This window comes from Butyricimonas hominis (genome assembly GCF_014287455.1).
Lineage (GTDB): Bacteria > Bacteroidota > Bacteroidia > Bacteroidales > Marinifilaceae > Butyricimonas > Butyricimonas muris.
Map to the genome: position 1 here is coordinate 52,416 of NZ_JACOOH010000012.1, position 16,956 is coordinate 69,371.

Consider the following 16,956-nt stretch of genomic DNA (forward strand, 5'->3'; position numbering starts at 1 on the left):
TCAGGCGATATGTGCTTTTTCCAATGACCTTTCAGGTGACGGAAAGAATGGTTATTTGATGATTGGTGCATACGACAATTCAATTTTATGAATATGACGATCGTATTGAAATACAAAATCCGGGAGGACTATATGGTAAAGTTAGCCCAATAAACTTTCCCAATGTAAGTGATTATAGAAACCCGTTCATTGCAGAAGCGATGAAGGTATTGGGGTACGTCAATCGCTTTAGTAGAGGAGTCTATAGGGTTCAAAAAGAATTACAGGAAAATGGTAATGGAGAAGCAATGTTTGATTTCTCTCTCCATACTGCTTTTAGGGTAGTTGAAAATGTATCGAAAAAATACTTTGAGGAAGGCTTTGGAACAGACACTCAAAAAACATCCAGAAAACATCCAGAAAAATAAAACAACCCAACAACAAATAATTGATGCAATCAAAGCAAATCCAACTATTACAAGAAAGGAATTGATTTACCTGTTAAACAGTACCGAGGGAAGTATAAAACACCACTTATCACAACTAACCCAAAAGGGCATAATTAAAAGAGAAGGCTCCGACCGAACGGGTAGATGGGTCGTGACTGAATATCAGCAATAATAGCTATTAACTCAAAAACTAACACCTTTTTCTTCTAATTCAGTACTCTAAAATCTCTCCTTCGAGATTAAAAACCTATATTTGAAACCCGATAAGAAAAATGCTTCTTATCAGTTTTAATATCAAAGTATATATTACGATTAAATGTTAGCATACACATACATAAGCAAAGGGAACTTCAGACTCCAAGAGAAGCCGATACCTCAAATAAAAGATTCACGAGATGCTATCGTGCGTGTCACGCTTGGAAGTATTTGCACGAGTGATTTACACATCAAACACGGTAGTGTACCTCGTGCAGTACCGGGCATTACCGTTGGGCATGAAATGGTGGGTATTGTAGAACAAACGGGAGCCGACGTTACTACCGTGAAACCCGGGGACAGAGTGGTCGTGAACGTGGAAACCTTCTGTGGAGAGTGTTTTTTCTGCAAAAAGGGATTCGTGAACAACTGTACCGACCCCAACGGCGGTTGGGCTTTGGGCTGTCGCATTGACGGCGGACAGGCTGAATACGTCCGTGTTCCCTATGCTGACAGCGGACTCAACCGTATTCCCGATGCGGTAAGCGATGAACAGGCTCTTTTCGTGGGCGACGTGCTTGCCACCGGATTTTGGGCTGCACGCATTTCGGAAATCACGGAAGACGATACCGTACTTGTCATTGGAGCCGGACCCACCGGAATATGTACCCTGCTTTGCGTGATGCTGAAGAAGCCAAAAAGAATTATTGTTTGCGAAAAGTCCCCGGAAAAGATTCAGTTTATCCGGGAACACTATCCCGATGTACTGGTGACCGAACCGGAAAGATGCAAAGAATTCGTGCTTCAGCACAGTGACCACGGGATTCCAACTCTGTATCCAATTCATGAAGCATAACATTGCTCAGCAAGGGGCTCAATGGGCCCCTTGGACAGTTCCCCGTACACAGCTTTTGTTGTGCCCCCTACCATTACCCCACCACGGAGGTATTTAAAGTTCAGACCTTCCCCGAGTATCGATTTTTTCGAGTACTATGTCCTCTGCTGACTTCTCACAGCGAGTTTTCACTCCGTGCTTCCGAAAAAAAACATCCGCACGTCTGTGAAACCTCCCCAGTTAAGAATACTTATAGGATTTATCCTGCATAAATTCCACTTACTTTGTCAATCAGAATACTAATTTTTCAAATTTGTGAGAAAGCTTCTCACAAATTACAATTCATATTTCATCCGTTTCTAGCTGGCGACTAATGATTTTTCTTAATTCCTCTTTATCTGGAAGATATAATTGATACTTGGAAACAAACAATTGACTACTCATTCCATAAGTAGCATATTCAACCAAAAGTTCATCTTTATCTTTTGATAAAATAATTCCAACAGGAGGATTGTCCCCTTCGTAATTCTCTTCTTTAGCAAAATATCCCATATACATATTCATTTGTCCAATATCATCGTGCTTTACCTCGTTAATTTTCAAGTCAATCAAAACAAATCGGCGAAGAATACGGTGATAAAACACCAAATCGACACGATATGGAATATTGTTTATAGTTACTCGATACTGTCGTCCTACGAAAGTAAACCCCTTACCAAGTTCCAATAGAAATTTCTGCAAATTGTCCATCAAACGTGTTTCCAGTTCTGTTTCAGAATAATTATACGGTTCAGGAATTTTTAGAAATTCCAATACATAAAAATCTTTCACTATATCTTCTGGACATTCCACAATCTGTCCTTGTTGAGAAAGTTTTAGTATCTCTTTACGGTCTTTTGATAAAGCAAGCCGCATAAATAGTCCGGAATCTTTTTGCCGTTTCAATTCTGGCACACTCCAATTTTCCAATATATTTTGCTGGTAATAAAATGAACGTTCCATCTCATTATCAAGCTTTACCAATTCACAATAATGAGACCATGACAATTTGTGAGAAAGCTTCTCACAAATTGGAAAGCGAAGATAGAATAACCTCATATAATTAAGGTTAGAACGACTAAAACCACGGCCATGCCGTAAAGTCAAATCCCGTGAAAGATTTTCTAACAATTTCGAGCCGTATTTAGCCCTTGTACTTCCTTCCTGCTCATACTCAACAATATATTTACCAATATTCCAATTCGTATCAACTAAAAATTCATTGACAGAACGAATAGCCTGTGCTTGCCCCTCTACATATCTATGAGAAATACGGTCGAGTAAATCTTTATATTCCGGATTTAAATTTTCTGTTTTCGCTATATCCATAAGTAATTATCAATAATTTCTTTATTTTCGATACTGTAAATTTAGCACATATTTGAAAATCAGAAAAATATATCAATGCATTATTTTGATTATTTACTCACAAAATTCTCCATTCTCAGAATAGCATCAATGTTTTCCTTCTTCTTTTGCCACTCCTAAATCAACCTCTACAATGCACCTAATATTATTTGGATCGTTTTGTGCTTCAAGTTTTTCTTCGTTAATATAAAAGTCTCCAAAAATTGCATCACAAGAACAACAACCGTGGGATAAATAGTTATATTAAACAGTCTTACTATACCTCCTTTTTAATTCTCCAACTCTTAAATGTTTACCATTTTCCGTCTGCAAGAAATATTCTAGTGATTCCGGTTTCCAATCACAAGTATTATCAGATTTCGAGTGAACAAAATACTTAAGTCCCTTACTACTTTTTCGTAGACTCCCCACTTGATTGCAACATGGCAAAGTCAAAAGTAATTCTTGTTTCTTAACTTTCACGTTAAATTCTTCCCATTGTTCATCTGTTAAACCAATAGAAATAATTTCTTCATTATCTATGTAAGCTCGTAAAGGCATATTCATTCAATTTAGAGTTCAACTCCTTAATGATAATTTACAAATATATTAATCTATTGTATCATTTCCAATAAACAATGCATTAATAAAAGTGTAAATAAAGAAACAGTTCAATAGTACACTTTTCATCTCTATATTTTATTTCCAAAATGCACTATATTTGCTGCATAATAGAAACAAAATAAAAAAAATAGCCATCTCAAAATTTAAAAATCAACTACTCGATTTAGCAAATAGCTCTAGACCACAAGAACAGATTCCCCTTCATCCAAGCAAGCCATTTGCAAATTAAAACACCACTTATCTCAACTAACCAAAAAGGGCATAATTAAAAGAGAAGGCTCCGACCGAACGGGTAGATGGGTCGTGACTGAATATCAGCAATAAAAGCTATTAACTCAAAAACTAACACCTTTTCCTTCTAATTCAGTACTCCAAAATCTCTCCTTCGAGATTAAAAACCTATATTTGAAACCCGATAAGAAAAATGCTTCTTATCAGTTTTAATATCAAAGTATATATTACGATTAAATGTTAGCATACACATACATAAGCAAAGGGAACTTCAGACTCCAAGAGAAGCCGATACCTCAAATAAAAGATTCACGAGATGCTATCGTACGTGTCACGCTTGGAAGTATTTGCACGAGTGATTTACACATCAAACACGGTAGTGTACCTCGTGCCGTACCGGGCATTACCGTTGGGCATGAAATGGTGGGTGTTGTAGAACAAACGGGAGCCGACGTTACTACCGTGAAACCCGGGGACAGAGTGGTCGTGAACGTGGAAACCTTCTGTGGAGAGTGTTTTTTCTGCAAAAAGGGATTCGTGAACAACTGTACCGACCCCAATGGCGGCTGGGCTTTGGGATGCCGCATTGACGGCGAACAGGCTGAATACGTCCGTGTTCCCTATGCCGACAGCGGACTCAACCGTATTCCCGATGCGGTAAGCGATGAACAGGCTCTTTTCGTGGGCGACGTGCTTGCCACAGGATTTTGGGCAGCACGCATTTCGGAAATCACGGAAGACGATACCGTACTTGTCATTGGAGCCGGACCCACCGGAATATGTACCCTGCTTTGCGTGATGCTGAAGAAGCCAAAAAGAATTATTGTTTGCGAAAAGTCCCCGGAAAGGATTCAATTTATCCGGGAACACTATCCCGATGTACTGGCGACCGAACCGGAAAGATGCAAAGAATTCGTGCTTCAGCACAGTGACCACGGAGGGGCTGATGTCGTGTTGGAAGTAGCCGGAAGCGATGACACCTTCCGTATGGCATGGGAATGCGCCCGCCCCAACGCCATCGTAACCGTGGTTACTCTTTACGACAAACCGCAACTTCTACCTTTACCCGACATGTACGGTAAAAACCTTACTTTCAAGACCGGGGGCGTGGATGGTTGCGATTGCGCCGAGATTCTTCACTTGATAGAAGAAGGCAAGATTGATACCACCCTACTCGTCACACATCGGTTCCCCTTAAACAAAATAGAAGAAGCATATCGTGTTTTCGAGAATAAACTGGATGGTGTGATAAAAGTAGCGATAACAGGGAAAGAAAGTTGAAATTAAAAAGAGGATAAATTTTCACCTATCCTCATAACCATTCACAAGCAGTTTTCGAATGCCTGACGCACCTACCAACAACTCTGGTTTTCACAAAGAAGTCCCACAAAAGTAGAACTTCAAATACGCCTATACAGTAGAATCTCATCCCAAAGATGCAATTAACAAGTCACGTACCACCCCATCGTATTGGGGTTCATAGGATACGCGAATAGGCGCAAGACCAGTTAACGTTTTAAAACCGACATACTGAACAACTGGTCATTTTCCGCTTCGGGTATTTTCAGTTGTCGGCAAAATCTTTTAATTCTACATTTATCAGCATCAGTATGATAGCTAAATTTCCATTTCAAATCTTCCGGAGCAACCACATGGTCAAGAATAGCCCTAAAATAAGGTAAATCCACGTCGCCCAGAGAATGTCCAAGTACCGTTATCTCCTGCAATTCCCGCAATGACTTGAAAAATTCCAGATTCCGGTCTATAATCTCTCCGCATCGTTTCACGTTTTCTTTATAATAATCCTCCAAACGCTCTTCAATCAAATCCGCGGCATAATACCTGACAGGCAACCGCCATCTGCCTTTTGCTTCATCTTCCGCAAAGAATACCAAATACACCAACTTATCATTGGCGAAATACCTCCCGTTTTTCCCTTTCAAATTAGGACGGTACCTTCTTTTGTTTCTATTTTTATGAATCCACTCGTCAAAAGCCGCCTCAGCATTCTCCGCACGATGTCCTAGTACCAACTTACCAAACTTTTGTCTTCGCTCTCCATGTATATACACAATTTGCTCCCGAGGAATACCATATTCAGTTTCAAGAAAAAGTGTATAATTGAAGTTCAAAAAAGCCGCATTTCCATCAAGTAGTAGCATTTTCTTCCTAAACCCTTTCTCGTAATGCACGGTATTAATCCAGCGATGGAAATGATACTGCATCTCGACAGAACACTCCTTTACAATATCGCTTACCCGCCCTATTAGTGCATCGAAATTCGCGTAAAAGCCACCTTCTTCCTCGTCCAACTCAGATAAATCCTCATCCACGAAGTCAAATACCCGTTCTCGATTCAACTCGCCGAGGTATCTCTCGAAATCATTCCACAAACATTTACAAGCCCACGTATTCCTCGGCGCGGGCAAAGCACGCCCGTATTGCAGGCAAAGCAAGTAGTCTTTTATCGACTTAAAATTATTCATCATCGACCTTGGTCCGAAAAAGAGTTCAAACATCTTTAGCGCAAAGTCATCATGCCTGATTAAATACCCCCTGAAATCCCAATAAGTGGATTTCGCCCCGTGGTATCGATCAAATCCATTTCCTATCACGTAAAGATGTCTGACAGGTTCTCCGTTAATCAAGTTCTCAAGCATAAAGACAAATATAAACGATAAGGTAAAATTACACAAAGTGACTGATAAGACAAACACCATAAATGTTCATGTATCAAAAGATTTTTGCACAAGGTTTCCTCGTTGTCACAAATTTATAGTATTTTTGATAGCATGAAACCAACCAACATCACCCGGGAAGAAATGTGGGCAAGGCAATGTCTTGCGGCAGAAGATATTGATTATGCCGTGTGGGAGCGGGACAAGGCGATGTTACACCAAATGGAGAGAATCAGCCGGAGTTGTTCGTTCGTGGTGGATGTCTATAAAGGCAAATACGTATACGCTTCCTCGAATTTCACGGATTTATTAGGGTATGATAGTCGTAAAATCTGTACACTGGAAAGGCAGGGAGATTACTTGGAATCCCGGTTCCACCCGGATGATTTCCCTCAATTGGAAAAATTACAAATAAAATTAAGCCAATTTATTTATAGCTTACCTCCCGAACAGCGGAATGACTATTGCAATATTTACAGTTTCCGGGTACGCAATGCCAAAGGACAATATACACGGGTAATCAGCAGACAACAGGTACTGGAACGTGAACGCACGGGAAAAGCGTGGTTGATCGTGGGGAATATGGATATCGCCCCCAACCAGAAAGAGCATGAACAAGTGGACTGCACGGTGCTCAATCTTAAAAACGGGGAGATATTTTCTCCGACTCTATTATCCCTGCCGCGAATTGACTTGACCGAGCGGGAAATAGAAATATTACACTTGATACAGAGAGGATTTCTGAGCAAGGAGATCGCTTACCAACTCGGCATCAGCATCCACACGGTGAATATTCACCGCCAGAATCTGCTTCGCAAACTAGGCGTGCAAAATTCTATCGAGGCTATCAATAAAGGATTGGATTTAGGGCTTTTAAAATAATTGCTATAAAAGATAGCTATAAATAACTATTTACCGCCTCATCCTGTTGAATTAACTTTGTATCTCTTTTCGTGCATTTTTATTTAACTAAGGAGAGGTATATGGTTTTCAACAAAACAGAAGAACAGGAAAAAGAGTATTTACGCCAGCTCATCGGTATCATCAACGATACGATAAACAACACGGACAAGTCGGTAAAGGAACACGTGGACACGTTGCAGGAGTACAAGGATTACATCTGGTCGAATAAAGACATCGATCCTCACGAGATACGTTCCATGCGGGAGAGTATTCTGCGGCATTTCGCGTCGGGTGAAAGCGTGATTGACAAGCGTCGGCGGCTAGGGAAAATTCTGGAAATCCCCTATTTCGGGCGGATAGATTTCAAGGAGAAAAAAGAGGGAAGCGAAACCATGCCCCTCTACATCGGGATACACACGTTCTATGATCCCAATCAAAAGATAAACTTGATCTATGACTGGCGGGCGCCTGTTTCGAGTATGTTTTACGATCACGAATTGGGAGAAGCGGCTTATTCTTCCCCGACGGGAGAGGTTAACGGGGAGATTTCGCTCAAACGACAATACCGCATCCGGAACGGGAAGATGGAGTACATGCTCGAAAGTTCCCTGACCGTCCATGATGATATACTGCAAAAGGAGTTGAGCGCCAATGCCGACGACAAAATGAAAAACATCGTTACCACGATTCAGCGGGAACAGAACCGGATTATCCGGAACGAGGAAGCCCCGGTACTTATCATACAGGGAGTTGCGGGGTCAGGAAAAACGTCTATCGCACTACATCGCATCGCCTACCTGCTCTACGCCCAGAAAGGGGATATCTCTTCCAAGGACATATTAATCGTTTCGCCCAACAAGGTCTTTGCCGACTACATCTCCAACGTGCTTCCGGAACTCGGCGAAGAAACCGTACCCGAAACCAGCATGGAGCAAATTCTATCGGGGATTCTCGACAATAAATATAAATACCGGAATTTCTTTGAGCAGGTGACGGAATTGCTCGACAAACCCGCTCCGGACTTTATCGAGCGGATACGATACAAGGCTTCTTTCGAATTTATCTCGCGACTGGACAAGTTCATCCTGCACGTGGAGAATACCTATTTCAAAGCGACAGACGTGCAACTCACCCGACTCGTCACGATTCCGGCTGAATTTATAGAGGAGCAGTTCCGCCGCTTCAACCGGTACCCCATGCGCCAACGGTTCGAAACGATGACGGATTATATTCTGGACATGATGAAAGTCAAATACGGTTTCACGGTAACCACCGCAGAAAAGAACCTGCTGAAGAAGGAAATACAAAAGATGTTCACCGGGAATAACGACCTTCAAGTGTACAAGGATTTCTTCAAGTGGAGCGGGCAACCCAATATGTTCAAGACACGGAAAAATCACACGCTGGAATACGCCGATTTGGCACCCTTGGCATACCTGCACATGGCACTGGACGGGAATACCGCCCGACTCCGGGTGAAGCATCTCCTGATCGACGAGATGCAGGATTATTCACCCGTGCAGTACAAGGTACTCCAAAAACTATATCCCTGCCGGAAAACCGTTCTCGGCGACGCCTGCCAATCGGTAAACCCTTACGGTTCGTCCACAGCCGACATCATCCGGAAAGCGTTCGTCACGGGAGAAGTAATGAAATTATGCAAAAGTTACCGTTCGACTTTCGAGATTACCGATTTCGCTCAAAAGATTCTGACAAACGAGGAACTGGAACCCGTGATACGACATGGCGAACACCCCGCAATCCTCCGTTTCAAGAACATGGAAGAGGAAATATCCGGAATCGCAAACATCCTGTCAACCTTCAAGACATCAAACCACAAATCACTGGGAATCATCTGCAAGACCGAGGCACAAGCCATGGAAATGACGGAAAAACTTAAAGCGTACACCTCCAATATCTATTTCCTCTCCAACCGGAGTTCCGCTTTCGCGAAAGGCATCATCGTCACGTCAGCCCACATGGCAAAGGGGCTGGAATTTGACGAAGTCATCGTTCCGCGGGTAGACGATAAAAACTACTCCACCCCCATCGACAAGAGCATGCTTTACGTCGCTGTGACACGGGCGATGCACAAATTGACTCTCACGTATCACGGGAAGCCGAGCGGGTTTATTCCTCCCTCCACCCCTTGCACACGTCAATCCAAGCCGTGTAGTTAGAGCAATCTTCCAACTCCTTGATTGACAATTCGACGGCACTGTTACTTGTTCCCGCCGCAGGATAGACTATGTCAAAGCGCTTGAGGGATACATCCAGATAAACTTTCGTTCCCGGGGGAATGGCAAACGGGCATACTCCACCGGGGGCGTGCCCGATATACTGTTCCACGGACTCTCCCGGTATCATCTTTGCCTTGTGATGAAAATTCTCCTTGTATTTTTTATTATCCACCTTGGCGTCCCCGGCGGTGACGATTAAAATGGCTTCCTCCCCTGCCAGAAAAGACATGGTTTTAGCTATCCGTTCCGGCTCACACCCCACGGCAACAGCCGCTTCCTCGACGGTGGCACTCGATTGAGCCAATACCATTACCCGTTGTCCCAAACCGAGGGTATCGAAATATTGTTTTACTTTTTCTAGTGACATAAGCGAACCTCTTTATTTTGCACGACAAAGATAAAAAAGCCATTGCATTATAGTATCTTTGCCGATAACAAAATCACGAAATACAAACTTATGGAACCACGATTCATCACCCTAACCCAAGAGAACATTACCCAAGAACACATCTGTTGCGCCTTTTCCGACAAGAAATGCAAGGACAGCTACGAGCTGAAAAAAGAATGGCTGAAGAGAGAATTTGACAACGGGTACGTGTTCCGCCGACTCGATGAACGGGCGAAGGTTTTTATAGAATACTGCCCCGCGGAGAAAGCATGGCTCCCGGTAGATGCTCCCGGTTACCTGATGATCAACTGCCTTTGGGTTGCCGGACAATACAAGGGCAAAGGATATGCCAAAGCGTTGCTGCAATCCGCCATTGACGACGCCACGGCACAAGGTAAAACGGGATTGGTGACCGTGGTCGGGACAAAGAAATTTCATTTCATGAGTGACGCGAAGTGGTTTTTACTACAAGGGTTCGAAACGGTCGAGAAAACCCCTTCGGGCTTCAGCCTTCTGGTGAAAAGATTGAAACCGGATGCGGCATTACCTAAATTCCACGCGAACGCAATCAGTGGCGAATGTCCGGATAAAGAGGGACTGGTAGCCTATTACTCGAACCGTTGCCCGTTCACGGAATACCATATCCGAGAGTCTTTAACAGCAACAGCCCAAAGTAGAAACATTCCGTTGAAAATAATCAAACTGGAAACCATGGAGCAAGCCCAAGCCGCCCCGACTCCTGCCACGATTTTCAGTTTATTCTACAACGGCAAATTCGTCACGACGGATATCAGTGCCTGTATAGATAGCAGGTTTGATAAATTATCACTACATTTGTAACGTGTAACATTGACAAAAGAATATTCATCCATTTATGAAACTCTGCATATAGCTACGCCCCGGGAATAGCACTTACCTAAAAAAAGCTATTCAGCATAAACGAACCATACCGGTTCGGTAGAGAGTTTTATTTTCAATTATTTACGAATTTCGAAATAAGATTTCGAGTTTACAAAACACCCGCAAGGTTCATTACTTTATGAACTTTACGAACCTTATAAACTTTTGACTCTACATATTTCGAACCATCGAATGAAGAGATGAATTATACTTATAAACAAATCTGGCTCATCAACTACCCGGTGATGATGAGCATATTAATGGAGCAATTAATTAATATCACCGACGCCCTTTTCCTCGGGCACGTGGGAGAAGTTGAATTAGGGGCGTCCGCCTTGGCGTGTGTTTATTACATGGCAATCTATATTCTGGGTTTCGGGTTCAGCCTCGGGTTGCAAGTCATGATCGCACGCAAGAACGGGGAACGCCAATATGAAAAGACAGGCAGGACATTCTTTCAAGGACTGTTTTTCCTCTGTGGATTGGCGGTGGCGTTAATCCTCGTTTCGTATTGGATAACCCCGCCCGTCATGCAATATTTTATCAGTTCACACCAAATCTATCAAGCGGTCATAGATTACTTGAACTGGCGGTGCTTTGGGTTGCTTTTCTCCTTCCCGTTTTTGGCATTCCGTTCTTTTTATGTCGGGATTACCAAAACCAAGGTATTGACACTGGTAGCGCTCACGGCTGTCATTATCAACATTCCATGCAATTACCTGTTTATCTTCGGGCTTGATTTAGGCATATCGGGAGCGGCAATGGCATCCTCGTTCGCGGAAGCGGGCTCATTGCTTATCATTCTTATCTACACGCTACGCGTGACGGATAAAGTGAAATACGGATTACAAATGGTGTATGACGGCAAGCTATTAAAAGCGGTACTGCGATTGTCCGGATGGAGCATGATGCACTCGTTCGTCAGCACAGCCCCGTGGTTCCTGTTTTTTATCGCCATCGAGAGATTGGGTGAAGTGCAACTGGCGGTATCCAATATCACCAGAAGCGTTTCGACACTCTTTTTCGTGATTGTCAACTCGTTCGGCGCCACGACGGCTTCGCTCGTGAGTAACTTGCTCGGCGAAGGGAAAGGGAATCAACTTTTTCCGCTCTGCCGCAAGATACTGAAACTGGGGTACGCCATTGGGTTGCCCTTGATTGTACTTGCCCTGCTTTTCAGCGGGCAAATCATGGGATGCTACACCGACAACACGCGCTTGATTGAAATCGCGTCCACCCCGTTTATCGTCATGTTACTGAATTACCTGTTTGCCGTACCCGGGTTCGTCTACATCAGTGCCTTGACCGGCACGGGAGATACCCGGACTGCGTTCATCTTTCAAGTGACGACGATAATCGTTTACCTGATATACCTGTACGTGTTGAGCTATTGCTTCACGACACCGCTGGCGGTATACTTGACGGCTGAATACCTGTTTGTTGCCATGTTGGGAATACAATCCTACATCTACTTGAAAAGGAAACAAATATATTAGTCCATAAGGTTCATAAAGTCCGTAAGGTCTATAAAGTCCATTAAACTCTGCTCCAAGAACTCCCGTGACCTTATGGACTTTACTGACCTTATGGACCTTATAGACCTTACGGACTTTTAACTATTTCTCCTTGTACACCCCGAAGCGATTCCCCTCGCTATCCATGCACACGGCGAAATATCCCCCGCATTCCGCCTCGATTCTGGTCTTCGGGATGACGACATCGCCGCCTTTTTTCCGAACCCTCCGGATGGCTTCCTCTATATTGTTGCAACGGAAGTGTACAAGCACTCCTCCCGCCGACGGTTTAAATTCGGGAGCCCAAGCGACGGCGCCGACAGTTTGTCCGTCCTCGATAAAACACGCCATTTTCTCGTGCTCGCATTCAAAAACGGCGAGTTGCAGGTCAAGTACGGTTTCATAGAAATCAACAGCCCGTTTGAAGTCGATAGCCGGAATCTCGAAAAATGCAATTAAGTTTTTCATCTTGTTCTTTTTTATTGGTTACTACTATGCCTCTATAAAGACAAGGCAAAAATAAGAACACCGCCTCTCCCCGGATAGAAAAAAACGGACATCCTTATATATGGGAAAAATAATCGGAATAAGGTGCGCAAATAGTCAAATATTCCGCCGGGGTGTACCCGGAAAAGAGTTTAAACTCTTTGATCATGTGGGACTGATCCGAAAAACCGCAAGCGTACGCGACTTGAGCGAAGGGGGTAGCCCCGTCCTGTTGCAACATAAACAAAGCCCGCTGCATCCGCACGATACGTATAAACTCCTTGGGTGTCGTACCCATGTAATCCATAAACACCCGACGGAATTGTTTATCTCCCAGACAAGCGACATCCGCCAAGCGAGGGATATCGACACTCGGGCAAACATTTATCTCGTGCAAGGCGGCAACAACACGTTTCAAGTTATATTCCGGGAACGTATACAGGCGGCGAATCAAAAACCGCTCGATCAACCGGATACACTCGTCCTGATCGGTCGTGTCCGTTACTCGCGTTGTCAATAACTTGAAATCCTTATCCTCCACGTCCTCCATAGCCACGCTCTGCCCGTGAAACAAGCGTACCGGGATATGAAGAAAGACTTTGGCGGCATAAGGCTGGAATACAACCGTGAGCATCTCTATCCGCCCCGTCGAGAGGACATCCGAGAAGCCGAACGTGTGACCGCAAATCATCGCGCGAGGTTGTAATTTTCCTTCTTTCAATAAAAACAGGGATTCTCCTTTATGAAACACCAATTGCACGCAACCGACAGGCAACACCCGTTCGGAAACAGGCAGTACCGCGTCCTCTTCCAAAATCCAATAATGCCTCACGTATCGAGCCAACCCCGGGGCGGGCTTTATCATTCTGAATGACTGCATACTACCGGTATATTCTTTTAAACAACATAACAAAGATAATGTTTTACGCGTTTGCTATATTGTAAAAAAGGGACATTTTCAGTCCCTTGATGTAATTTCTGCCAATAAAAGCGTTCGATCCGATTTCTCCTTCACGTTCACGATAATCTTGACTTGTTCAAAAAAACGCATAATCTTCTCGTCAATACCGGAAACGTAAATCATTTTAATTCCGCGGTCAACTAACCAAGAAACAAAATTATTAAAGTTACGGATCTTCACCTCGCTGTTTTTGATAGAAACAACTTTATCTTCCTCCGTGGTAATAGTTGAAACTCTGATTTCCTTCCTGCGGGTATTCTCGTCAAGATGGCAAAGTTGATCGTTTTCAAAAAACAAAGCTGTCTTCATAACTTTATTTTTAAGGGGTTATACATAGGTTACTGACAAAAACCGCACCACGAAACCCGTGTTATGAAAACATTAAGAATTTATTGTAAACTTTTAAAGATACATGACAAGTCACGGGTATCCTTCGGATGTCGTTTATCGGCAGCCCAAGCTGCCGTGAGCAAAGCGTCCCCGCAGGGGGCCATTGACCTTATAAACTTTATAGACCTTACAGACTTGACAGACTTAATTATTTTTCGCATATTTGTAAACACCAACACGATTAAAGTACAAAACACTATGAGATTAGCCATGATTATTATTACCACTACCATCGTATGCCATTCATGTAAAGACAAGACACCTGGCAAAACGCTCGCGAACGGGTATGCCACGCCTGATATGGCAGAGATTACTGTCAACAAAAACACGAAAGAAACGACAATCACCTTACAAGTCGATGGAGATTGGGCACTATTCGAGGCTTCTTCCATCGATGCGCTCGACACGCTACAAACCCCGATTGGCAATGGTAATTCCAGTAGTACAACAACCAACAGCATAACCATCCCCTCCCCGGAGAAAAAATATTACCGGCTCGTCACCCCGCGAGAAACGTTCACCTTCTCCGAGAGGCAACTCCCTATGGCGGGCGGGTATAACTTTCGTGACTTGGGCGGATTCCCGACTCAAGACGGGCGGCACGTCAAATGGGGTAAACTGTTCCGTTCCGACGATTTGCACAAACTGACGGAAGCCGATTTACATTACCTGTCAAGCATTCCCGTCACCTCCGTCGTGGACTTCAGGGGACCGAAGGAAATCGCCAATGCCCCGGACAAATTACCCGGCTCAACCCGCCATGCCTACAAGCTATCCATTGAACCCGGCAACGTGCTCACCCTCGTGAATTTCTCCGATCTCGGTCCCGAACAACTCGACAGCCTCATGACTCAAATATACGTGCATCTGGTCACCGAGGAACCATTTATTGAACGGTACAGAACATTCTTCCAATTATTGCAAGACAGCACGCAAGTCCCCCTGCTCTTCCATTGTTCCGCCGGGAAAGACCGCACGGGTACGGCTGCCGCGCTCATCCTGTACGCCTTGGGGGTGGACGAGGCGATCATCATGGAAGATTATCTCGCCTCCAACCATTACCTCGGCGACAAATACGCCAAGGAACTGGAACAGAACCCCGGTCTTAAACCCGTGCTCACGGTGAAACGGGAATTCCTGCAAGCCGCGATCGACCGGATAAAACAAGATCACGGCAGCGTGGAGAACTTCCTCGTGAAGGTATTACATGTAGACATCCCCAAATTCAAAGCACGCTACCTGTATTAATATACGCTGATTTTGACTATATTTGCCGCCCGATAAAAAGATACGATGAAACACGAGTGGGCAAACAAATGGGTGAACTTCTATTCCGGTATTCGCTACCGGTACATACTCTTGTACATCCTTTTGCTGCTTGTCGGTTGCCGGACAAAAACGGCGGAAAAGGAAATCGTCATCATCTCCACCAACGACATTCACGGGTATATCGACCAATTCCCCAAGTTGGCGACATTCGTGGAACGCGTGAAAGCCGAACACCCGAACGTGATTCTCGTTGACGCGGGCGACCGTTTCACGGGCAATCCTTACGTGGACTACGCCGAGGAACGGGGCAAACCCATTATCACGCTCATGAACGCGTTGGGGTATGCGGTCGCCACACTGGGAAATCACGAGTGCGACTACGGGCAGGAAACTCTACGCCGAAGAATAAATGACGCCTCCTTCCCCATCATTTGCGCTAACATCAACTCCTCCCGTGCCGCATTGGACACGATAGCACCCTACCATTCCATGACGGTCAACGGGCTTGAACTATGCTTCATCGGGCTGACGCAAACCACGAACGGGCTTCCCGACGCCAATCCCGATCATTTCACCGGAATCACTTTCGACGACTACCGACAGACTGCTGCCCGGTACAAATACTTGAAACAAAACGGCGATGCCCTCATCGCCATCACCCACTTGGGGGTAGACGCCGATTCCGTGCTCGCGATGTCCATGCCCGAACTGGATGTCATCATCGGCGGTCACACGCACACCTTGCTGGACACAGCCAAGTTCATAAACGACGTCATGATAGGACAGTCTGGAATCGCGCTGAAATATGCCGGAGTCACGATACTGAAATTCTCCGGCAAGAAGCTAATTCACCGTTCATTCCGCTCCGTCAACATCGACACGATTACCCGTCCCGAGCCCCGAATCCTCGATCTGGTAAACCAATTTTACGACAGACCGGAATTTAAAAAGATAGTGGGGCATACATCCCGCCCGTTGTCCCAAGAGATGACAGGACACATCGTGACAACCGCCACGCGGGAAGCCACTCGCGGCGACTTCGCTTTCTACAATCTCGGGGGCATCCGCAAAACCCTTATCCCGCCGGGCGACATCACGCTGGAAACCTTACTCGAGATAGAACCTTTCGGCAACCATATCGTCATTCAGGAGATGACCGCCGAAGATATAAAACTCCTCCTGCTGAACCGCTTCAACGAACTTCGAAAATACCCGTTCACGGACTTGCTCATGGCGGGAGGCACCTTTTCCATCACCCGCGACAGCACGGGCAAAGGCATCGACGTCCTCTTGAAAGACCATTCCGGCACCCCGCTCGCGAACGGAAAGCGTTACCGTGTCGCCTTGAACAATTACATCAACGCCGAGTACACCTTCCCGGGCAAAGGCAAGGGGATACACTCGGGCATTTCCGTCATGGAAGCCCTGCTTGCCTACCTCAAGAAACACCCTTCTCTATAAACACCTCCCCGTTTCCCGGTGCAATACAACACTTATCCCCGCATCGAGCTACCCGCAAGCCTCCCGC

At 44.7% G+C, this 16,956-nt stretch carries 16 protein-coding genes and 1 pseudogene; 10 read left to right on the top strand and 7 right to left on the bottom strand.

Features of this window, described 5'->3' with window-relative positions; translation table 11 throughout:
• Positions 1-65: 65 nt before the first annotated feature.
• From H8S64_RS22825 to H8S64_RS21070, 3 genes and pseudogenes are all read left to right on the top strand, one after another.
• Positions 66-407, top strand: a complete 342-nt coding sequence (locus tag H8S64_RS22825) for an ATP-binding protein (protein ID WP_366483053.1) — start codon at positions 66-68, stop codon at positions 405-407.
• Positions 331-600: a winged helix-turn-helix transcriptional regulator gene (locus tag H8S64_RS22830; RefSeq protein WP_366483055.1), complete on the top strand. Its 270-nt coding sequence runs from the start codon at positions 331-333 to the stop codon at positions 598-600. The genes H8S64_RS22825 and H8S64_RS22830 overlap by 77 nt, the downstream gene beginning before the upstream one ends.
• Before the next feature lie 144 nt (positions 601-744).
• A pseudogene (locus H8S64_RS21070) lies at positions 745-1,446 on the top strand (alcohol dehydrogenase catalytic domain-containing protein); the annotation flags it as partial.
• A 354-nt stretch (positions 1,447-1,800) separates the two neighbouring features.
• On the opposite strand, the gene H8S64_RS21075 reads toward H8S64_RS21070, so the two are convergent.
• Together H8S64_RS21075 and H8S64_RS21080 are read right to left on the bottom strand one after the other, a co-directional pair.
• A complete protein-coding gene (locus tag H8S64_RS21075) occupies positions 1,801-2,826 on the bottom strand; it encodes a PDDEXK nuclease domain-containing protein (RefSeq protein WP_186978616.1) in 1,026 nt (341 codons plus the stop codon).
• A 282-nt stretch (positions 2,827-3,108) separates the two neighbouring features.
• Complete coding sequence (locus tag H8S64_RS21080) at positions 3,109-3,405, bottom strand: competence protein CoiA family protein (RefSeq protein ID WP_186978617.1); 297 nt, start codon at positions 3,403-3,405, stop codon at positions 3,109-3,111.
• A gap of 531 nt (positions 3,406-3,936) precedes the next feature.
• Between H8S64_RS21080 and H8S64_RS21085 the strand changes: the two genes are divergently transcribed.
• Positions 3,937-4,980, top strand: a complete 1,044-nt coding sequence (locus H8S64_RS21085; RefSeq protein WP_186978618.1) for an alcohol dehydrogenase — start codon at positions 3,937-3,939, stop codon at positions 4,978-4,980.
• Positions 4,981-5,207: 227 nt separating this feature from the next.
• Here the strand turns inward: H8S64_RS21085 and H8S64_RS21090 are convergent, their stop codons facing one another.
• A complete protein-coding gene (locus H8S64_RS21090) occupies positions 5,208-6,359 on the bottom strand; it encodes a bacteriophage abortive infection AbiH family protein (protein WP_255469661.1) in 1,152 nt (383 codons plus the stop codon).
• A 132-nt stretch (positions 6,360-6,491) separates the two neighbouring features.
• Between H8S64_RS21090 and H8S64_RS21095 the strand changes: the two genes are divergently transcribed.
• Together H8S64_RS21095 and H8S64_RS21100 are read left to right on the top strand one after the other, a co-directional pair.
• Positions 6,492-7,259, top strand: a complete 768-nt coding sequence (locus H8S64_RS21095; RefSeq protein WP_186978620.1) for a LuxR C-terminal-related transcriptional regulator — start codon at positions 6,492-6,494, stop codon at positions 7,257-7,259.
• Between the two features lie 101 nt (positions 7,260-7,360).
• On the top strand, positions 7,361-9,460 hold the full coding sequence (locus H8S64_RS21100; protein WP_186978621.1) for a HelD family protein: 2,100 nt from the start codon (positions 7,361-7,363) through the stop codon (positions 9,458-9,460).
• Here the strand turns inward: H8S64_RS21100 and H8S64_RS21105 are convergent.
• The gene (locus tag H8S64_RS21105) at positions 9,411-9,887 is read right to left on the bottom strand and encodes a YbaK/EbsC family protein (protein ID WP_099290462.1); all 477 of its coding nucleotides are present in this window, start codon (positions 9,885-9,887) and stop codon (positions 9,411-9,413) included. The genes H8S64_RS21100 and H8S64_RS21105 overlap by 50 nt on opposite strands.
• 90 nt (positions 9,888-9,977) lie before the next feature.
• Between H8S64_RS21105 and H8S64_RS21110 the strand changes: the two genes are divergently transcribed.
• A complete protein-coding gene (locus H8S64_RS21110) occupies positions 9,978-10,748 on the top strand; it encodes a GNAT family N-acetyltransferase (RefSeq protein WP_186978622.1) in 771 nt (256 codons plus the stop codon).
• A 260-nt stretch (positions 10,749-11,008) separates the two neighbouring features.
• Complete coding sequence (locus tag H8S64_RS21115) at positions 11,009-12,304, top strand: MATE family efflux transporter (protein ID WP_186978623.1); 1,296 nt, start codon at positions 11,009-11,011, stop codon at positions 12,302-12,304.
• Between the two features lie 120 nt (positions 12,305-12,424).
• Here the strand turns inward: H8S64_RS21115 and H8S64_RS21120 are convergent, their stop codons facing one another.
• The 3 genes from H8S64_RS21120 to H8S64_RS21130 form a co-directional block, all read right to left on the bottom strand.
• Positions 12,425-12,790, bottom strand: a complete 366-nt coding sequence (locus H8S64_RS21120; protein WP_186978624.1) for a VOC family protein — start codon at positions 12,788-12,790, stop codon at positions 12,425-12,427.
• A 94-nt stretch (positions 12,791-12,884) separates the two neighbouring features.
• Complete coding sequence (locus H8S64_RS21125; protein WP_186978625.1) at positions 12,885-13,688, bottom strand: AraC family transcriptional regulator; 804 nt, start codon at positions 13,686-13,688, stop codon at positions 12,885-12,887.
• 78 nt (positions 13,689-13,766) lie between these two features.
• On the bottom strand, positions 13,767-14,078 hold the full coding sequence (locus H8S64_RS21130) for a hypothetical protein (RefSeq protein WP_186978626.1): 312 nt from the start codon (positions 14,076-14,078) through the stop codon (positions 13,767-13,769).
• A 63-nt stretch (positions 14,079-14,141) separates the two neighbouring features.
• On the opposite strand from H8S64_RS21130, the gene H8S64_RS21135 reads away from it, so the two are divergent.
• Entirely contained in the window at positions 14,142-15,407 is a 1,266-nt protein-coding gene (locus H8S64_RS21135) for a tyrosine-protein phosphatase (RefSeq protein WP_186978627.1), read from the top strand.
• Positions 15,408-15,452: 45 nt separating this feature from the next.
• A complete protein-coding gene (locus H8S64_RS21140; RefSeq protein WP_186978628.1) occupies positions 15,453-16,889 on the top strand; it encodes a bifunctional metallophosphatase/5'-nucleotidase in 1,437 nt (478 codons plus the stop codon).
• Positions 16,890-16,956: the final 67 nt, after the last annotated feature.

Excerpts from the sequence above, each read along its gene's own strand:
- H8S64_RS22830 (WP_366483055.1), top strand. The coding sequence starts at position 331 with ATGTATCGAAAAAATACTTTGAGGAAGGCTTTGGAACAGACACTCAAA.
- H8S64_RS21075 (WP_186978616.1), bottom strand. The coding sequence starts at position 2,826 with ATGGATATAGCGAAAACAGAAAATTTAAATCCGGAATATAAAGATTTA.
- H8S64_RS21080 (WP_186978617.1), bottom strand. The coding sequence starts at position 3,405 with ATGCCTTTACGAGCTTACATAGATAATGAAGAAATTATTTCTATTGGT.
- H8S64_RS21085 (WP_186978618.1), top strand. The coding sequence starts at position 3,937 with ATGTTAGCATACACATACATAAGCAAAGGGAACTTCAGACTCCAAGAG.
- H8S64_RS21090 (WP_255469661.1), bottom strand. The coding sequence starts at position 6,359 with ATGCTTGAGAACTTGATTAACGGAGAACCTGTCAGACATCTTTACGTG.
- H8S64_RS21095 (WP_186978620.1), top strand. The coding sequence starts at position 6,492 with ATGAAACCAACCAACATCACCCGGGAAGAAATGTGGGCAAGGCAATGT.
- H8S64_RS21100 (WP_186978621.1), top strand. The coding sequence starts at position 7,361 with ATGGTTTTCAACAAAACAGAAGAACAGGAAAAAGAGTATTTACGCCAG.
- H8S64_RS21105 (WP_099290462.1), bottom strand. The coding sequence starts at position 9,887 with ATGTCACTAGAAAAAGTAAAACAATATTTCGATACCCTCGGTTTGGGA.
- H8S64_RS21110 (WP_186978622.1), top strand. The coding sequence starts at position 9,978 with ATGGAACCACGATTCATCACCCTAACCCAAGAGAACATTACCCAAGAA.
- H8S64_RS21115 (WP_186978623.1), top strand. The coding sequence starts at position 11,009 with ATGAATTATACTTATAAACAAATCTGGCTCATCAACTACCCGGTGATG.
- H8S64_RS21120 (WP_186978624.1), bottom strand. The coding sequence starts at position 12,790 with ATGAAAAACTTAATTGCATTTTTCGAGATTCCGGCTATCGACTTCAAA.
- H8S64_RS21125 (WP_186978625.1), bottom strand. The coding sequence starts at position 13,688 with ATGCAGTCATTCAGAATGATAAAGCCCGCCCCGGGGTTGGCTCGATAC.
- H8S64_RS21130 (WP_186978626.1), bottom strand. The coding sequence starts at position 14,078 with ATGAAGACAGCTTTGTTTTTTGAAAACGATCAACTTTGCCATCTTGAC.
- H8S64_RS21135 (WP_186978627.1), top strand. The coding sequence starts at position 14,142 with ATGAAAACATTAAGAATTTATTGTAAACTTTTAAAGATACATGACAAG.
- H8S64_RS21140 (WP_186978628.1), top strand. The coding sequence starts at position 15,453 with ATGAAACACGAGTGGGCAAACAAATGGGTGAACTTCTATTCCGGTATT.